Source organism: Dyadobacter sp. CY356 (assembly GCF_021440195.1).
GTDB lineage: Bacteria > Bacteroidota > Bacteroidia > Cytophagales > Spirosomataceae > Dyadobacter.
The window spans coordinates 861102-876313 of sequence record NZ_JAJTSZ010000002.1; the positions used below are offsets into that span (position 1 = coordinate 861102).

Below are 15212 nucleotides of genomic sequence, written 5' to 3' on the forward strand. Positions count from 1 at the left end.
TTCAGAAATTTGATTTTTTTTTATGGCAGGATTGATTTGCTTAATCCTCCGCTATCCTTCCCTTATCCGGAAAAAGTCCTCGTGGTTTGAATTGCAGGAAAATTACGATCAGGGCAAGTATCAATACTTTACCATAAACGGCTTCATAAAATGATTCAAGAACTTTGGTAAGAAACCCGATCCCAAGACCTGAGAGTATAGCGCCTGCAATTTTCCCAACGCCACCGGTAACCACGACCAAAAAAGAATCAACAATATAGGTTTGTCCCATATCCGGGACCACGTTGCCAATGAGCGTCATCGCGCAGCCGGCAAGTCCGGCTAAACCAGAACCAAGAAAAAAAGTAATCGCATCCACCTTTCTGGTTTCCACGCCCAGACAGGCGCTCATGCTTCGATTTTGGGTTACGGCTCTGATCTGAATTCCCAGACGACTTCTATATAGCATCAGATACGTAAGGGATACAACGATAATCGTTAAGCCGATAATAAAAAGGCGGTTATATGGCAGGATTAAATGTGGCATAACCTGGTAACCACCAGCGAGAAACGAAGGTGCTTTAACGGCAGTCAGATCGCCAAAAATACTTCTGGCAAGCTGTACCATAATCAAACTTACACCCCAGGTTGCGAGAAGACTTTCCAGCGGACGCGAATATAAATGCCTGATAACAAGCTTTTCCAGAATCAATCCGAAAACGCCTGCGATCAAAAAGGAAACAGGCAGCGACACAAAAAAGAACAGATCTGATTTTATCCCTAAAATATCAATGAAAAGTTTCTGAACACAAAAAGTGGTATATGCACCAATCATCAAAAATTCGCCGTGAGCCATATTGATAATTCCTGCGAGGCCATAAACGATTGCAAGTCCCAATGCAATCAAAATCAGTATACTACCCAGACTGATGCCGCTGAACAAATTCTGCGCTTTCTGGATTCTGCCCTGGAGGCCTTCCAGGTCTGTTACTTTTTCGGCTGCATATTTTTTTGCTCCCTCCAGTTTTCCTGACGTAGCATAATTTTTTAGGATCAGCGTGACATTTTCTCCCCAATTACTATCGAGACTGTCGATGTACGCTTTCGCCACAGTTTCAGATTTAGCCTGTTCCAATTCGAGCTGAAACAAAATCTCTTTACCCGCAGTGAGCGCTTCCTTATCTTTTTCCAGATTTAAGGCACCAGACAAAACACTTATTTTTGAACTGTCAGCAGAATTTAATAACTGACCGTATGCAATTATACGTTTCTTCGGATCTGGATTTGCAAGATTCAGAAACGGTAAAATTGGTATCATTAGAAGACGGTCCGAACGGCTGATACTGATTTGTTCAAGCGAACTGACAGGAAGTAATTTTGGTATACCATCCGAATTTAAAACCGGAACACTTTTCGGATACAAAAGAAAAACTTCAAAAACCTCTGAGCCATCAGCAGCCTGTTGGGGCAGGCCTGTGGTTACAGGCTGGCCATCTAACAAAAATATTTTTTTGTCATTAATAGCAGCAAGAAAGGGAAAAGTCGCAGGCTCGCCACGGCTGACCAGCTTTTGCAGGGCTGTGCTTCTGGCAGAATCACCAGGCGGATAGAGAATATGACCTATTAAAATACTTGTACTGTCAGACTGCGCCGAGGCATGTTTTCCAATTATGAGGCACAGACATATTCCCAGCCACATTTTGATGATGCAGTTCATACCCTGAAAGTTTAAATTGTACGGTAAGTTTTTCAATTGGATTCCTGGCTTAAACCGGTTACCACCTGCGCGGCAGCAACCAGTTTAAAGGAAGTGTGGATACCCTTTGGCAAACAACTTATCTATTGAACGCTGAGCGAATGTTTGCTTTTTTGACCTACTTTTTGGCGACAGTGTAGGTTCCGCCGTGTGCCACATGATCACAATCTTTATCCGGAGAAGTCAGCTTTGACCAGGGCTCAGGATTAACCAGGCCATTCGATTTCCAGATGATATCAAACTGACCGTCGGGTTTAATTTCTCCGATCATAACCGGTTTGGCAAGATGGTGGTTTTTAGTATCCATTTTAACAACGCCGTCAGGAGAATCAAATTCCAGTCCGTAAAGTGCCGGACGTACTTTTGACACTTCAAAAGAACCGGCTTTTTCTGCCGCTTTTGCCCAAAGATACACGCCGGTATAAGCCCAGCAAATCGGATCATCGGTAACTCTTTTATCACCACCCGGCAAATTATTTTTCTTGCAGAAAGCTCTGAAATCTTCCACAAATTTTTTGTTTTCAGCTGATTCGGATGACTGGAAGTAGTTCCATGCGGCAAGGTGACCAACAAGAAACTCAGTGTCCGTAGCGCGTAATTCATCCTCAGCTACCGAAAAAGCCATAATTGGACAAGTTGCAGCTGATAATCCCTGATTTGCAAATTCTTTATAAAACGGCACGTTGGAATCTCCGTTGATCGTTGAAAGGACACATGCTTTTCCGCCTGCTGCAAATTGTTTTATTTTCGAAACAATAGTTTGGTAATCCTGATGATGAAATGGCGTATATTCCTCCACAATATTTTCTTTTGGAACACCTTTGGAAAGTAAAAATGCTTTCAGGATTTTGTTGGCCGTACGGGGAAAAACATAGTCTGTGCCCAGTAAATAGAATTTTTTGTATGCCCCACCTTCTGCGCTCATCATGTATTCCGCTGCCGGAATAAGCTGCTGATTTGGCGTGGCACCTGTATATATCACACTGGTTGAGCATTCTTCTCCCTCATATTGAACAGGGTAAAACAGCAGTCCGTTATTTTCTTCAAAAACAGGCAGTACCGATTTTCTGGAAACTGAGGTCCAGCAGCCAAACACGGCCGATACTTTTTTATCCAATAAAAGCTCCTTCGCTTTCTCTGCAAACAAATCCCAGTCGGAAGCCGGATCTACAATAACTGGTTCAATTTTCTTTCCAAGAACTCCCCCTTTGGCGTTGATCTCATCCACGGCCATTAATACAACATCTTTCAGCGAAACCTCGGAAATAGCCATGGTACCGCTTAATGAATGCAAAATTCCAATTTTAACCGTTTCGCCCTCTCCTGCTTTTTTATCACTTGAACCTGAACCGCCACAGCCTGAAAGTGCTGCAATCAAAGCGAGCATTAACATGCCCCAGTAACGTGCTTGTATGATCTTCATATATGTCTGAATTTAATAATGATATTGAGTGAAAAATAATGATCTGATTAAACCTGACCCGGTCAAGATTTTGTAAAGATGAACAGATACCTGTATTATTTCAATTACGTAGGTAATATTAAAAAACCTCTTAATTTACGTTTGTATTTTCCTTAAAATATAAAAAACTGAACCTGAAGCCATAACTGACCATATGACTTTGTATTGAAATTCCCGTTTGAATTGGCAATGTTATATTGTCTGGCTACATAGGAAAGCCTGAGATTGGTTGTATTTCCCGCAAAAAAATAATTCAAACCGGCCCCGTATACCTTACTTGATTTGGCTTTGTCAAAACTGCTGGTGAGTTCGGATCCAACCTGCTCTTTTTTGGAAGAAATATTCTGATTCTCATATCTTACCCATGGTTGAAGTCTTGATTTGGTGAAATAATATCCTAATTCGGCAAATTGAACCGTTTGCTGTGGAATCAGTCCGGCAAATGAGTATTTGGAATTAATATTGGTCCCACCTGTCATGTATTGAAATGCCGCATTCAAAGTAACTGAACCCGCTTTACCTGCCTTTTTATCAATAAAAACATCAGTTCCCAAATTGTAGTATGAACCTTGTGTATCAAAACCAGCTCCCCAGGCAAACGTATTTCCGTTGCCCAGCTTAGTACCAGCATAATAATAATCCTTTTCAGGATCAAGGAAATTACACGCTACTCTTCCTACTATACGCAGTGGTGCCTGACCATCCATATTTCTTCCCGTAAAAACTCCCAGCCTATATTCCAGTTTATCCTTTAAAAGAAAACCTCTCGCATTCACACCCAGGTCACGTCCGAAATTTCCTTGCAAGGGACTGTTGCCAAACATGTTATATGGATACTGGAAATATGTAAAGTCATTGGCCATCAATCCCGCTGCACCTTGCAGACCATTCCTGTTATTTGAAACAAGCTGCATACCGGCGATCAGTTGAAAAGCATTAGAAAAATCGTATTCATACTGCGCATCCAGAATAATCGGCGCAACTTTTACATTTTTTGTCCCGTTGCTTAGCTGAACGCCGATGGGTGAAGGCAGATCCGTTTCCATAAAAAAGCTGCCTTTCTTTGATAACTGCCCACCTACCAAAACCCTGGCGCGATAAAGGGAAAACCCTTTGTTCCAATCCTTTGCGTCAGCTGATACGGTTCCACCAAAACCCGACTGCTCTGCGGATGCGAACATATGTACAATAGCACCAAGATGAATGGAAGGTTTAAATTCCTCAGCTTCCTGCATCTCTTTCTTCGATGTGGTATCCACAGGAGCCAGATAGGCAGGCAGCTCTCTCAGTATACGTACTCTTCCAGCAGTCTTTTTGTCCTTCTTATCATCCGGAGTCAAGGCGTACACTGTGCTGTACGACAGACCAATGACTGCACTTACACAAAGTATAAATCGTTTCATGATTTTGTGAAATTAGGTTATTACGTAAGTATTTATACAACATTAAGCAACAATTACGTATGTAACAAATTCAAAATCAATTTTTACGAAAATTCATTATAAGTTTATATTTTATACTTTTTTAGGTATATTATTTTGAAAAATATCTGAATGACGATACAGGTATTATGTATTTTAGTCAAAAGAGGATATTGCTATAAATAAATCACTATGTAAAATACTTACGTACTAACTTCGCTAAAAATTAAATTTGTGATAGGTTGTAATACTTACACCCGGATTTTCTGATTTAAAATCACATTGAAAACAGCATTAAAATGTATTTTGCACATTATTCCCTTCCACAATAACGACTGGTTTGTGAGTCAGGCAAGCCGGATTATGATAAGATATGTTGATTAGAATATTTTTATTTGTTATCCTGGGCCTTGGTTCAATTGATGCCCGGGCACAGAAGTATGCTGAGAAGTATACAGTTAGTCACTACACAGACGAAAACGGATTACCTCAAAATAGTGTAAAAAGCATTGCAGCGGACAAAAATGGTTTTATCTGGCTTGCCACAGAAAATGGGCTGGTACGCTTTGACGGTCAGCATTTTTATACTTTTGATAAAAGTAATTCCAGCCTGTTAAGCCCAAGATTTTATTCCCTTCTTCCAGACCTGACCGGACATGCCAACCGGATTTATGCCATTGGTGATAATATGGAAGACATTTTGCGCATCGATGGTCCAAATGCCCTGGATGATTCCACATACAATGCAAAGCAACTCTCCCGCGTTCCTCATAGTAATACAAACCGTGACAGACTGGCGTCAGGCCTGCCCAATAATCTGATTCAGATGACTGACAGACTGCTTCAATATTATATCGTTTTAGTCCCTTCCCGGATTGGCACTTTCTACATCATTCAGCGCAACAAAATCGAATTTTTCACGGACTGGAAGAAATCCTGGGAAATACCATACAAAAGCACTGACTTCGCCAGCTATTTTATTTCAAACGGAGACTTGTTCTCCTCGTCACCGGATGGAGATTTATTTCGTTTTAAAGCAGGAGGCCTGGAAGCGATTCGACTTGACGGCGATATACTCGATGATGCAAATCAGATTGCCGGAAATAAAAAAATTAAAATTTTCTGGAATAATATTTCTGATCAGGTCTTTATTAAATCCGGAAAGAAATTCTACTATGTGGATGATATTAAAGCCGGAAAATGCAAAACACGACTGATTCTTGATGACTTTGAACTGGATGCCCCTATCATTCAAACAGTTTATTTTGATAAGCAAAAGAAAAGGCTTTTTCTGGGAAGTTCCACCCAGGGTTTGTTTGTCTTCACAGGAAAAGATTTCCAGACAATTCGTTTTGGTATCAATGACGCAGATAATGCATTTTACACGCAGTCGGTTTACGGTAAAAATCTGGTAGTAACACCACAGGGCAGTATACTCGGACTCATTGAATCCGGCACGAAAAAAGGAGAAGTTTTCAACAGGATTTTACCCGTAATAAGCTCCGGGTTTGAGCGAGACGGTTATAGTATTGTTACAGATAAACAGGGCAACATTTGGTCTAAATCGGGATATCACTTATATCAATATGATACAAAAGGAGAAAAACTTCTAGGTCACTGGGATATGGGGAACCAGATATACACTATGTATATGGATGACCATGGACGTATTTGGCTCGGAATACAGCGTCTGGGATTGTTTTACATTGATCCCTCACGCCCCGCGCAAAAGCCATCCAAATTCATCGGTCCTGTTATAGTAGACATTAAATATATTACCAGCAAGGATGACGAAAAATTATGGTTAACAACCGATCACGGTTTATTTTCTGTTCAAATAGCATCGGGTAAAACAGTTTTGATTCCGGGAACGGAAAAACTAATTATCCGAAGCATTTATTTCCCTGATAAAAGTAAAAATAATATTCCGGAAAATGAGGAAGGAGTATTCCTGGCAACCATGGGTGATGGAATAATTTATTATACCGGAAATAAGCTCATACGTTTTCCACTGGACAACAACAAGATTATCTCAGCTGCGCATTATATTGTAGAAGATAAAAAAGGATTTTTGTGGATACCGACCAACAAAGGATTATTTCAATTTGCAAAAAAGGATTTTCTCCGATTCGCAAAGGAGTCAGAAAAAGAAATAACCAAACCAGAAAAACCATTTTTCGTTTATTATAATAAAGAAAATGGCTTCTTCACCAACGAGTTTAATGGAGGTGCCCAACCAGGTGCAGTCAGATTACCAACCGGCCAGGTATCGCTACCGTCTATGAATGGCCTGGTATGGTTTACACCAGAAAAGATCACGCCAGAACTGCCCGATAAAAGTTTTTTCTACGACAGGCTGGAAATTCGTGGTAAAGTAAGCCTGATAAATGGTGATACCATTACGCTCGGAAAGGATCCTCGGCAAATAAATCTGCATATCACTACGCCGTATTATGGGAATAATTACAATCTGAATCTATCCTATGCAGTTAACAGATCAGGTTCTAAACCAGTTGCTTCGGACTGGATAGAATTAAAATCGTCAGATCCAACCATCCGGTTTTCTGAACTTTCGTCAGGAGAATACACAGTCACCGTTCGTAAAGTCAATGGTTTTGGTGAAAATAATTTTTCCACAAAAATCATTACGATCATCGTTCCCAGACATTGGTATGAAACCTTTTGGTTCAGGCTATTTTGTGTCCTGATGTTTCTAGGCGTTGTTTTTCTCTTTATCAGGTCAAGAACACGTTACCTCGAAAAACAAAACCAGGCATTGGAAATGAAAATAAAAGCCAGAACGCAATCACTTGAAGAAACACTTCAGCGGCTGCGGATTTCTGAAAAAGAATTAACCAAACAAATGCACATCAGGACGCGCCTTGTTGCATCCATCAGCCATGATATCCGGACGCCTATGAAGTTTCTGATTTACGCTTCCGAGAAGATCGACCCCTTGCTGAGTGCCCAAAGATATGACCAGGTTTCCATGATCGGAAACAATATAACTACGTCTGCCCGACAAATCAGTCGTTTGCTGGAAAACATGATTCAGTATATCAAAACACAGTTTAAAGGCGAAAATATCAAATTTACTGAGGTTTTTCTTCACACGCTGATCAGTGAAAAAATATCCTTATTCAACGCTCTCATCCAGGAGCAGGAGAATACTTTCATTTCTGAAATAAGCGAAGAGATTACTGTCCTGTCCAATATGCATTTGCTTGGTGTGGTGATTCACAATATTATAGATAACGCCAATAAGTATACTTTTAATGGCGAGATCCGCATTTACACTGAAACACGTGAAGATAAAGTTCTTCTGATCATTGCTGACAGTGGCCCTGGAATATCATCAAACCTGATGCACTGGCTGAATGCAGAAGATGATGCCAGCCAGAAGGCACTTGAAGTTTCTCAGGAATTTAACGGGCTCGGCCTTTTGATGATCAAAGAAATTACCTATATGCTTAACATTGAATTATTGGTTGACAATACAAAAGGCACCAAGTTTCATTTGATATTTAGAGGGAATCAAGAAGACTGACCAATTAATTTAAAACCTTTTCCAGCATCCCGGCAATCACCTCATACCCTTTATCCGAAGGGTGCAGCCCGTCATACGTCATGTTGATGGCTTCAACCGGATAGGGATATTCATCTTTTTCCGGATCAAAAGGAACGGCTGTGTAGGCCGGATAACCGTAGTTTTCGTAATTTCCGGTTTGCGGGTCTCTCAATCTTTTAAAATTAACCATATTGTCCAGAGTAATTCCGCTGTCGTGATACAGATCAACCACAGGAAAATTTTCTTTCTTTCCTATCTCAACAACTGCATTGGCAAAATCTTCAAGTTCCTGCTTATTTTTTTTCCGGTAAGAACCATATGCATTGTTTTTCGCGCTGTTTATATATACAAAATCGCCGCGCTGCATAGGCGTGATCAGGATTATCTTTCCTTTTTTATTAAGGCTTTTTAACTTGTTCCTGATAATCCGAAATGCACCATAAACCGTTCCTGTCCCGGTATTTAGCTCATAATCGCTGATTGTGCCCAATGTTTTTCCCTGCCACCAGTCGTTGGTGCCCAAAAATATGGTGTAGACATCCGCTTTTACCAAATCAAGCGACTCGATTTTATCAGCGATATTAATGGAAGTCCAGCCATTATGCCCCTGATTAATGTATTCGATCTGCGGATTTTTTTCAGTTATTAATGTCATATATCCTTTTGTAACGCGGTTTCCGGTTTCATCTTTATGGTCGTTCAGATAAGTAATGGAATCCCCGATGGCAACCCAGGATATTTTCCTCGGTGCGGATGCAATCGATATAAAAACTAAAAGGCAAAGGAGAAAAAACTTTTTCATGGATAAGTTAAGCTACGTATTGATCTTCAATTACTAAACATTTACAAAACCTTCAACCGGTAAAAAATACTTATGAAATCAGAAAATTCAATTAATACTTAACAGTCGGTTCAGCAGGATTGTATGATTTTCACATTTTATAAAAAACAAAACTAAATTGCGTTGCATAAAGTCAATGCGCAGATCCTGAACATAAAACTCATCCTGTATTTAAAAATGAAAATTACTTTCCTCGCCGCTGCCCTGGTTGTTAGTCTGATCAGTTGTAATGAAAAAAAAGATACAAAAACAGAAACTGAACCTTCCATAGCCGGAACCTGGTCGCTTGCTTCCAGTAGGGTGATCACCAAAGGAGATACTGTTTTGACTTTCCCTGTTAAAGGTCAGGAAATGATCAAGATCTTCAACGACAATACTTTTGCGTTTTTTAAACATGATCTGAATGGCGGCAAAGGCGAGGCTGCCATATTTGATTCAGGCGCGGGAACTTATGAGCTGAAAAATGGAGATTACTCCGAACATCTGGCATACTGCAATTACCGGGACTGGGAAAACCGTGATTTCAAATTTAAACTTGATGTAAAAAAAGACTCACTGATCCAGACTGGCATTGAGAAAATTGACAGTCTGAATATCAATCAGGAAATCGTGGAAATCTATGTCAGGAAAAAATAGAATTTCTTAACATTAACTTTCAAAATTAATAACGCAAACGTAAAACGTAAATATCCAGATCTTAGTTATACTTTTCCGGCTGAGATTTAAGCTACAATCTTTGTAATTCCGGCTACACTTTCGACCCATTTTCTGAGGAATTTTGCTTCATCATTTTAAACAGATTATATGAATAGCGAAATAATAGGAAAAGTTGTTGCGATTACCGGCGCAAGCAGCGGAATCGGTGAAGCCATTGCACTGATGTTGGCCGGTCAGGGAGCAAAAGTGGTATTGGGTGCACGTCGTTCCGATCGTTTGGAAAAACTTGTAGCGACAATCAATGATCATGGCGGAGAAGCTGCTTATGCAATTACTGACGTTAAATGCCGTGAAGACGTTGAGAAACTTGTAAAGCTGGCCTGCGATCGTTTTGGAAGGCTAGATGTGATGATCAATAATGCCGGAATCAGTCAGCTTTCCCGGATCGAAGAGCTTGATGTAGAAGGCTGGCTTGAAATGATTGATGTGAATGTGAAAGGTGTTTTGTTTGGTATCGCAGCCGCCATTCCGGTTTTTAAAGAACAGGGTTCTGGGCATATCATTAACATAATTTCAACCTCCGGCATTAAAATAGTGCCGATGCAAGGCGTTTATGCGGCTACAAAAAATGCGGTCCGCACGATCAGTGAAGCTTTGCGCCAGGAATCGAATGGACGTTGGCGGGTGACTGGTATTTCGCCAGGTTTTGTCAAAACAGAGCTGGCCGACAGTATTCAGGATGAACAAATGCGGGCGGCCATCATAGAAAAAATGGACACAGTTGCCATCTCGCCGGATGCTATAGCCAGCGCCGTTTCCTTTGCTATCGGTCTGCCTTCGAATGTTGATGTTGGTGACATTGTAATTCGGCCAAGTGCTCAGGATTAGTTTGTAATTTTACGCAGAAGCAGCCATTATTACGGGCATGTGCCTGCTCATTACAGATTTTAAAAAATTGAATAAAAACAGGCATTAAATTATGCTTCAGAATTATAACAGCATATCCGAATTAATGAGGCGGATGGAGCAGCAAAAGCCGCTCCATCCACTCGTTGCGCTCATCGATTATAACAATGTAAAAGTTTCGCTGACCGATGTCGGAAATAAATTCTCGTTGGGTTTTTATAAAATATCTTTCAAAACCAGTTTCAGCGGCCAGGTGAAATATGGCCAGGGATATTACGATTTTGAAGAAGGCGGACTGGCTTTTCTGGCTCCGAATCAGATTGTTACAATGTCTGATAATCCGGATGGTTATGAAGGATATTCGCTATATTTTCATCCGGATCTGATCAGGAATTATCCGCTGGGCAGTGCTATTCAAAAATATGGCTTCTTTTCCTACGCTGTTTCGGAGGCTTTGTTTTTATCTGAAAAAGAAAAACTTGTTATCGCAGCCTTGTTTGAATCAATCGCCGGTGAACTTGATAATAATATCGACAATTTCAGCCAGGATGTTCTGGTTTCACAGCTCGAACTTTTACTCAATTACAGCAACAGGTATTATAACAGACAATTTATAACGCGCAAGGCGGTACACAACGACACGATTGAAAGATTAAACGCATATCTTTCTGACCGGTTCGATGGCCAAATAGCTTCTCAACCGGGATTACCGACTGTACAGGAAGTTTCTGATCATTTACATCTTTCTCCGCGATATCTGACAGATATGCTAAAATCGCTCACAGGTTTTAGCACGCAGCAACATATTCATAATCAATTGATTGAAAAATCTAAGAATATACTCAGCAACACAACCCTGACCATTGCTGAAATTGCATATGACCTTGGATTTGAACATCCTCAGTCTTTTAATAAGTTATTCAAACAAAAGACAAATATTTCACCGCTTGAATTCCGCCAATCTTTCAATTGACAGGTTGTCTAGAAAATCTTAAAAGCTTCGCTAAAAACTAGATTATCCTTGCAACCCTTTTTGCAGTTTTTGACTCCTTATTTCAACGTGATTTATAATACCCTATCTTTACGGGCATTTTTCAGGCAAAATTGCCATACCCTAACAAATTTTAAAAAACAATGTTATTTACCTCCAATGTAACTTTTCGGCTAAATCATCCTTTGTTTATTACGAATACCTCTCAAAAAGCTCCTTTCATTTTGATCGCGGATAAAAATGATTGAAGCTACACCGCTGTCGAAACCAGTTTCAAAAATTGCCAAACCATCAATCAACGGGCAATTACTATTTGCACTTCTTTGTATCGTAATCATCTTGCCAAGATGGTATTATGTTGAAAATTTTGCCGTTGCATTACCTTTCTATGATCAGTGGGACGCTGAATGGGTCAATTTATTAAAACCCTGGACAGAAGGAAAACTTGCCATTTCAGTTCTTTGGAGTAATCATAATGAACACCGTATATTCCCTACAAGACTCCTGACCTTACTTAGTTTTGAGCTGACGGGAACATGGAGTAATCTGGCAGAAACAAGAATAAACATTTTGCCGGGAGCCTCAACACCAATTTTACTGATCTGGCTGTTATATAAAAGACGGGAATTATATGGTTTCAGATGGCTTGTTGTTGCAGTAATTATCGCAGGTGCTACATTTCCGCTGTCGTGGGAAAATCTTTTGATAGGTTTCCAGAGCCAGTTTTACTTTCTGAATCTTTTTACTTTATCTGCTCTTGCGCTCGTAGTGTTCCGTCCGCGGGATACGTGGGCGATGATTTCCGTTGCAGTTCTTTGTGTGCTGAGCGTAGTGACGATGGCGTCAGGCCTGATCACGCCTGTGGCAGTGGCCATGGTTTATGCTGCTGACGGATATATCAAAAGGGATTTTTCGCTAAAAAAAGTGATCATGATGGTTATGCTGGTCGTTATCGCCGCAACCGGATATATGACAATGCCCTACATAGCAGGACATAATTTTCTTCATGCGCAAAACATGACCGAAATGGTTAAAACCACTATCCGGATCATGGGATGGCCACTGATTGATAAGAAATTATACATTGGTGTGCTTTGGTTACCAGCATTAATTACAATTCCGGTGCTGTTATTTACCCGCAGATTTACACGTTTTGATCTTTTAATGTTTGGTTGTTTCATCTGGACAGGTGCGCAGGTTCTGGCCCTGGCTTATGGCAGAGGACACGAGCTTTTTGATATTTCGTCACGGTATACAGAAGTCCTTCATTTGGGACTGGCAGGAAATGCCTGGTTTGTTATACGCGCAACAGAAGGATTTTTTACGGAAAAGAAGGCAGGAATTTTTGTGCGGATTATCGGACTCATCTTTTTTGCGGCACTTTTCATTAGCCATGCAAAAAGATTTCCTCGTGATATCGTCACAATGAAAGAGGATCACGCCATCAGAATAATCCAAACAAAAAATGTGTTTTTATATCTAAAAACGCATGACAAACAACATCTTGTGAAACCGAGGCTACATATCCCCTATCCAAAAGCTGAAAGATTACAAACCATTCTTGACGATCCCGAATTGCTGAAAGTATTGCCGCAGTCTGTCCTAAATGGTACGGAGTAATTATCTACGATGTTGTATTTATCTGTTACATCCAATCAATTAAAAGATTGCCGAAACTCCATGGGCGACTGGTTGGTTTTGGTTTTAAATAACTTACTAAACGATTGTAAATGCTCAAATCCAAGTTCATAGGCAATTTCGCTGACGGACAAATTTGTTGTAGATAATTTCTCCTTGGCCTTTTCAATCAGTTTATCATGAATAAATTGCTGTGTGCTCTGGCCGGTCAGCGTTCCTAATAAACTACTCAAATATTTTGGTGAAAGATTAAGTTCTCCGGCTATATATTGAACGGTTGGCAAACCTCTGCTGATTAAATCGTCATTGTTAAAATAATCACCAACCAGTTTTTCCAGCCGATCCAGTAACTGGTGGCTGGATTTTTCACGGGTAATGAACTGACGATTGTAAAATCGCTCTGCATAATTCAGCAAGGTTTCAATTTGCGAAATGATAATCTGCTTACTGAATTTATCAATATTGGCGTGATATTCCTGTTCAATATTCTGAATGATTCCACCTATCACGGTTTCTTCCTTTTCAGAAAGAAACAACGCCTCGTTTAAAGAATAACTCCAGAAATCATATCGTTTTATGATTTTTGCCAAACTGGTATTCCAGAGAAAATCAGGATGGATGTAGATCACCCACCCTGATTGACTAAATTCTTCCTCCTTTTTATCAATGGAAATACTAAAAACCTGATTCGGGGCCATAAAAGACATGATGCCCTCATTAAAATCAAACGATTGTTGTCCGTATTTAACTTTGGCATTTTGCACACGTTTGACGGCGATACTGTAAAAATCGAACGTGAGACTCATCGGTTCGTCGGCCCGCAAATGCCTGACACTATCAACACTGAATATGCTGATTAACGGATGCTGCGGTTTTGGCAAACCTCTGAACTGATGAAACTCGCTGATCGTTTTAAAATGCTTCATGCCTTATCATGTTCTTTTCTTATTTCCAAAACCAGTTTTCCGCGCACATGCCAGCTTTCACTTTCAAGATGCGCTTCGGCGACTTGTTCCAAAGGAAATACTTTATTGATAAAGATTTTTACTTTTCCCTCATCAATTAATTGTGCGATTTCCTGCAACCAGCTATTCCTTACCTGAACAGCAACCTGTTCGCCTTTCGCCTTCTTTTCTGCAAGCGCTTCCAACACGTCGTCATTAAAGGGAAAGTCAATATTCACACTGACCAGAATGCCACCTTCCTTCAATACTTTTACCGACCTCAGCCTTTCATTATTGTCCCGATGCGGCGCGGCGTCGAATACCACGTCTATGTCGTGCAACATTTCTTCAAATTTTTGGGTCCGGTAATCTATTACTTCGTCGGCACCCAGTTGTTTTAAATAGTCAAGATTTCGGGCAGAAGCAACGCCGATAACATAAGCACCTTTTGCCTTTGCAAATTGTACAGCAAAACTTCCAACACCGCCGGTTGCACCATGAATCAGAACACGTTGTCCGGATTGCAGTTTTCCGAACTCAAAAATACCCGTCCAGGCTGTAAGTGATGCAAGCGGAACAGCAGCGGCTTCATTAAAGCTGATAGTTTCAGGTTTCAGTACAAACCCGTTTGCTTTTCCAACACAATATTCAGCATAACTGCCATCGCCCGGAAAATTGGGAACGCCATATACTTCATCCCCTACTTTAAAATCTTGTACTTCACTTCCCGTTTCTTCAACGATACCGGCAGCGTCCCAACCCAATGTTAAAGGTAATTTTAACAATGGTCTTAAAATATCATTTCCACCATTCCGAATTACCCAGTCCGCAGGGTTTATTCCACTGGCAAACAATTTCACTAAAATCTCGTCCGGTGCAGGAACAGGGCGAACGATTTCTTCCAACTTCATTACTTCAACCCCGCCAAATTCATGAATTCTGATTGCTTTCATACCAAGTTATTTTTCAGTTTTTGTTGATACAAAGATCAGTACCTGCTGAAAAACAGATTTAGTGAAAAGACCTTTTATGTTAGCCTAAATACCGAA

General features: G+C 40.4%; 11 protein-coding genes. 5 read left to right on the forward strand and 6 right to left on the reverse strand.

Annotation, left to right across the window (positions count from 1 at the left end; genetic code table 11):
* Positions 1 to 40 precede the first annotated feature (40 nt).
* The 3 genes from urtB to LXL81_RS09980 all read right to left on the reverse strand — a co-directional run bounded on the left by urtB (position 41) and on the right by LXL81_RS09980 (position 4600).
* Positions 41 to 1696, reverse strand: coding sequence for an urea ABC transporter permease subunit UrtB (urtB, locus tag LXL81_RS09970; RefSeq protein WP_234646635.1), 1656 nt, complete (start codon positions 1694 to 1696; stop codon positions 41 to 43).
* Between the two features lie 157 nt (positions 1697 to 1853).
* Entirely contained in the window at positions 1854 to 3158 is a 1305-nt protein-coding gene (urtA, locus tag LXL81_RS09975) for an urea ABC transporter substrate-binding protein (protein ID WP_234646636.1), read from the reverse strand.
* Between the two features lie 152 nt (positions 3159 to 3310).
* Entirely contained in the window at positions 3311 to 4600 is a 1290-nt protein-coding gene (locus LXL81_RS09980) for a hypothetical protein (protein WP_234646637.1), read from the reverse strand.
* 391 nt (positions 4601 to 4991) lie between these two features.
* Between LXL81_RS09980 and LXL81_RS09985 the strand changes: the two genes are divergently transcribed.
* Positions 4992 to 8165, forward strand: coding sequence for a two-component regulator propeller domain-containing protein (locus tag LXL81_RS09985; protein ID WP_234646638.1), 3174 nt, complete (start codon positions 4992 to 4994; stop codon positions 8163 to 8165).
* Positions 8166 to 8169: 4 nt separating this feature from the next.
* Here the strand turns inward: LXL81_RS09985 and LXL81_RS09990 are convergent, their stop codons facing one another.
* Positions 8170 to 8988: an SGNH/GDSL hydrolase family protein gene (locus tag LXL81_RS09990; protein ID WP_234646639.1), complete on the reverse strand. Its 819-nt coding sequence runs from the start codon at positions 8986 to 8988 to the stop codon at positions 8170 to 8172.
* Between the two features lie 216 nt (positions 8989 to 9204).
* Between LXL81_RS09990 and LXL81_RS09995 the strand changes: the two genes are divergently transcribed.
* The 4 genes from LXL81_RS09995 (at position 9205) to LXL81_RS10010 (ending at position 13201) form a co-directional block, all read left to right on the forward strand.
* Positions 9205 to 9663, forward strand: coding sequence for a hypothetical protein (locus LXL81_RS09995; protein WP_234646640.1), 459 nt, complete (start codon positions 9205 to 9207; stop codon positions 9661 to 9663).
* A 168-nt stretch (positions 9664 to 9831) separates the two neighbouring features.
* A complete protein-coding gene (locus LXL81_RS10000; protein ID WP_234646641.1) occupies positions 9832 to 10572 on the forward strand; it encodes an SDR family oxidoreductase in 741 nt (246 codons plus the stop codon).
* Positions 10573 to 10663: 91 nt separating this feature from the next.
* Complete coding sequence (locus tag LXL81_RS10005; RefSeq protein WP_234646642.1) at positions 10664 to 11563, forward strand: AraC family transcriptional regulator; 900 nt, start codon at positions 10664 to 10666, stop codon at positions 11561 to 11563.
* Positions 11564 to 11821: 258 nt separating this feature from the next.
* Positions 11822 to 13201 carry a hypothetical protein gene (locus tag LXL81_RS10010; RefSeq protein ID WP_234646643.1) on the forward strand — a complete coding sequence of 460 codons (1380 nt, stop codon included), beginning with the start codon at positions 11822 to 11824 and terminating at the stop codon, positions 13199 to 13201.
* A gap of 35 nt (positions 13202 to 13236) precedes the next feature.
* On the opposite strand, the gene LXL81_RS10015 is transcribed toward LXL81_RS10010, so the two are convergent.
* Together LXL81_RS10015 and LXL81_RS10020 are read right to left on the reverse strand one after the other, a co-directional pair.
* Positions 13237 to 14145: an AraC family transcriptional regulator gene (locus LXL81_RS10015; protein ID WP_234646644.1), complete on the reverse strand. Its 909-nt coding sequence runs from the start codon at positions 14143 to 14145 to the stop codon at positions 13237 to 13239.
* Complete coding sequence (locus LXL81_RS10020) at positions 14142 to 15116, reverse strand: NADP-dependent oxidoreductase (RefSeq protein WP_234646645.1); 975 nt, start codon at positions 15114 to 15116, stop codon at positions 14142 to 14144. Before LXL81_RS10020 ends, LXL81_RS10015 begins: the two co-directional genes overlap by 4 nt.
* Positions 15117 to 15212: the final 96 nt, after the last annotated feature.